The sequence below is a fragment of the uncultured Amaricoccus sp. genome (assembly GCF_937858865.1).
GTDB lineage: Bacteria > Pseudomonadota > Alphaproteobacteria > Rhodobacterales > Rhodobacteraceae > Amaricoccus.
Genome location: NZ_CALLYO010000200.1, coordinates 1 through 1,354, shown reverse-complemented (window position 1 = coordinate 1,354; position 1,354 = coordinate 1). Strand labels below are relative to the sequence as shown.

General features: G+C 69.7%; 1 protein-coding gene. It reads left to right on the top strand.

The annotated features are described in order from the left end of the window. A partial coding sequence (gene traG, locus Q0112_RS05560; protein ID WP_297972570.1) for an IncP-type conjugal transfer protein TraG occupies nt 1-1,354 on the top strand: 1,354 nt, incomplete at both ends.

Below are 1,354 nucleotides of genomic sequence, written 5' to 3'. Positions count from 1 at the left end.
AACTGGCAGCTGACCGCCGGCTTCCGGGCCCGGCACGGCCGGGTGCTGCTCTTCGATCCCACCAACCCGAAGTCGTCGGCCTACAACCCGCTGCTCGAGGTGCGGCGCGGGGCGTGGGAAGTGCGCGACGTCCAGAACATCGCCGACATCCTCGTCGACCCCGAGGGGAGCCTCGAGAAGCGGAACCACTGGGAGAAGACCAGCCACGCACTCCTCGTCGGCGCGATCCTGCATGTGCTCTACGCCGAGCCCGCCAAGACGCTGGCCGGCGTCGCGGCCTTCCTCTCCGACCCGAGGCGGCCGATCGAGTCGACGCTTGCGGCGATGATGCGCACGCCGCACCTCGGCGAGGCGGGACCACACCCGGTGATCGCCTCGGCAGCCCGCGAGCTTCTCAACAAGTCCGACAACGAGCGCTCGGGCGTGCTCAGCACCGCGATGAGCTTCCTCGGGCTCTACCGCGATCCGGTCGTCGCCGAGGTGACGAGGGCCTGCGACTGGCGCATCGCCGACATCGTCGGCGGCGAGACGCCGGCGACGCTCTACCTCGTCGTGCCGCCCTCGGATATCGTCCGCACCAAGCCGCTGATCCGGCTGATCCTGAACCAGGTCGGCCGCCGGTTGACCGAGGAACTGCGCGCCACCCGCAAGCGCCACCGGCTGCTGCTGATGCTCGACGAGTTCCCGGCGCTCGGGCGGCTCGACTTATTCGAGAGCGCGCTCGCCTTCATGGCGGGCTACGGCCTGAAGAGCTTCCTGATCGCCCAGTCGCTGAACCAGATCGAGAAGGCCTACGGGCCGAACAACTCGATCCTCGACAACTGCCATGTCCGGGTGAGCTTCGCGACCAACGACGAACGGACGGCGAAGCGGGTCTCCGATGCCCTCGGCACGGCGACCGAGATGAAGGCGATGAAGAACTATGCCGGCCATCGCCTCTCGCCCTGGCTCGGCCATCTGATGGTCTCGCGCTCGGAGACGGCGCGCCAGCTCCTCACGCCGGGCGAGGTGATGCAGCTGCCGCCGAGCGACGAGATCGTCATGGTCGCGGGCACGCCCCCGATCCGGGCGAAGAAGGCGCGCTACTACGAGGATGCCCGCTTCAGCGAGCGCGTCCTGCCGCCGCCGGAGATGGGGCCGCGAGTGCCGGCGAGGCCGGACGACTGGAGCGCGCTCCCGCTGCCGTCCAGGGCTAACGCGGGCGCGACCCAGGAGGCCTCGATGGGGGCCAGTGGGGACGAGGACACGACCGACTCCGAGCGTCGGCACCAACCCGAGCTGAGCCGCGCGGCGCCCCGGGCGATTCAGCGCCCGATCGAGAACGAGTTCGAGATCGGCGTGCTCGACGACACCA